At 70.1% G+C, this 2,591-nt stretch carries 1 protein-coding gene and 1 pseudogene; both read left to right on the top strand.

What is annotated here, in order from left to right; translation table 11 throughout:
* A pseudogene (locus PHP59_RS09460) lies at positions 1-221 on the top strand (DNA double-strand break repair protein Mre11); the annotation flags it as partial.
* A partial coding sequence (locus PHP59_RS09455) for an SMC family ATPase (protein ID WP_300166354.1) occupies positions 208-2,591 on the top strand: 2,384 nt, incomplete at its 3' end. The pseudogene PHP59_RS09460 and the gene PHP59_RS09455, both read left to right, overlap by 14 nt.

Below are 2,591 nucleotides of genomic sequence, written 5' to 3'. Positions count from 1 at the left end.
GCCTCCTCGACCTGAAGGTGAGGGCCGAGGTGGCCGAGGAGGAGGTCCCCCGCCTTGCCGGCGGCGACCTTGCCGGCCTCGACTATGTCGCCGAGTTCGGGCGGTTCCTGGGCGAGAAGCACCTCCCCCCGGAGAGGGAGGCGTATGTCCTCAAAAAGGGGCAGGAGGTCCTGAAGACGGTGATCAGGGAGCGTCAGGAGGGCGACGATGCTTCTCCATAAACTCGTCCTCCGCAACTTCAAGCGCTACCGGGACGAGGAGATCCTGTTCCGCGACGGGATCACCGGCATCGTCGGGAACAACGGCGCGGGCAAGAGCACGATCACCGACGCCGTCCTCTTCGCGCTGTACGGCGTGCAGGGCGGGGTCGACGGCGAGTACGTCGTCTCCTCCTTCGCCGGCCCGAAGGAGAAGTGCGAGGTCGTCCTGGAGTTCTCGGCCAGCGGCGAGGAGTATGTCGTCCAGCGGACCTTCAGGAAGACCGGGAGTTCCACCCAGCACAATGCCTCCCTCTTCATGGACGGGGGCGAGAAGCAGCTGGCCGAGGGGGTGAGCGCTGTCGCCGCGGAGGTGATGCGGGTCCTCGGCATGGGGCCGGCCGACTTCAGGAGCACGGTCTTTGCCGCCCAGAAGGACCTGCTCGCCCTCCTCGACGAGAGGCCGGCGGCCAGGCGGGAGTGGTTCATGAAGGCCCTCGGCATCGACTACCTGAAGGACGAGGGGCAGGCCGCCCTGAAGGAGGAGATCGACGCCGTCGAGGCGGACATCAGCCGTGCCGAGGGCGCCCTTTCCGTCCTCGACGAGGAGGCGCTGGAGAGCGGGCTGGAGATCTGCCGGGCAGATGCGAACTCTGCCCGGGCCGGGATGGAGGCCTGCACCGGGGCCCTGGTCTCTCTCTGTGCGGAGAGGGACGCGGCCGGTGCCGACCTCGCCGCCCTCGATGCGGCAGGCCGCGAGGCAGCGCGCCTCGGCGAGGCACAGGCCTCTGCCGTCAGGGAGAAAGAACGGTACGCGGCCGAGGCATCGGGGCTTGAGAAGGACATCAGCGATATTCGGGAACGCCTCGGCGAGTACGCGGCCCTCGCCGCGGCAGAGGAGGAGTACGCGGCCATCCTGAAGGCCTCTGAGGAGTGGGGCCGGAAGAAGCAGAGTCACGACCTCCTCTCGACACGTCTCTCCTCTCTCGGCGGCGAACGGCGACGCGAGGCCGATCGTCTCGACACCCTTGCACGCACGCTCGAAGGACTCGACGCCGACCTCGCCCGGTGCCGGGACCTTGCGCCCGTTGCCGCACGGCGGGACGAGGTGCTCGGGGCACGCGAGGCCTGTGCGGCCGACGAGATCAGGCACCGCGACCTTGCCGGGAGTGTCCGCGCCGCGGAGCAGCATGTCGCCGCGCTGGGGAGGGCGATGGCCGGACTCGTCCGGGAGGTCGGAGCTCTCAGGGAGAAAGACGCGGAGTGCGCCGACCTTGAGGCCGACCTTGCCGGGTACGACGACCTCCTCCAGGAGAAGGAGGCGCTCGACCTGGCCGCGGTCCATGCCCGCGAGGCCCTCCGCATCAGGGACGAGATCGCAACGGCGGAGAGGGAAGAGGCAGCGCTTCAGGCAACGGTCGAGGGCCTGAAAAAGGACGTAACGTCGGCCGGCGACCCTGCCTCGGACCTGAAGGCGGCCGGGGAGAGGAGGGACGACCTCACCCGCGCCCGCGCCGCCGCGGAGGCGAAGAAGAAGGCCTGCACCGAACAGGTAGAGTCTCTCAGGACGCACCTCGCGGAGGTTGCATCCCTCGGGCCTGACTCCCCCTGCCCCACCTGCCACCGCCCCCTTGGCGGACATTATGGGGGCCTTGTCGCCGACCTGGAGAGGACGGCGGCGGCAGGCGAGGAGGAGGCCCGCACCCTCGACAGGGAGATCGCCTGTATCGACAGGGATCTTGCCGCGGTGCAGGCCGGGATACGGGAGATCGAGGGCCGCCGCCAGGCCCTCCAGGACCTCCTGGCCGCGGCCGCCGTCGCGGTGGAGAGATGTGCGGACCAGAAGCGCCAGGTCGCCGCCCTCCGCGATCGCCTGGAAACCGAGGAACGCGCCGCCGGCACCTACGACCCCGCCCGTCACGCGGAGGTGGCCAGGCGCCTCGACGCCCTCTCCCGTCTCAAAGAGAGGTACGACAGGCTTTCCGGCGAGGCCGCCGCTCTCCCCTCGAAGGCCGGGGACCTGGAGGCCCTCGACGCCGAGGCCGCGACGGCGCTTGTCGCCGCCGAGGTCGCCCGCGCCGACTGCGAGGCCTTCGCCTACGACCCGAACCGGAAGGCCGCCCTCGACGAGGAGTACAGGCGTCTCGAACCCCTCTGGCAGGAGTACCTCGCATTGAAGACGAAGTGCGAGAGGCGTCCGCAGGTGGAGGCCGATCGCCGGGAGGTGAGTGCCGCCCTCGCCCGCATCGAAGGGTCGATCTTGGCGTGTACGGCGGAAAGGGACGAGGTCGGCTTCGACGAGGCCGGGTATGCCCGTCTCGCCGGGGAGAGGGAGGCGGCCGAAGAGAAGCACCGCCGGTACCTCGCGTGCGAGCGTGAGGCGGCCCGCCTCCC

This window comes from Methanofollis sp. (assembly GCF_028702905.1).
Taxonomy (GTDB): Archaea; Halobacteriota; Methanomicrobia; order Methanomicrobiales; family Methanofollaceae; genus Methanofollis.
Note: the sequence above shows the minus strand (reverse complement) of the source record. Positions and strands in the feature narration are given on the sequence as shown.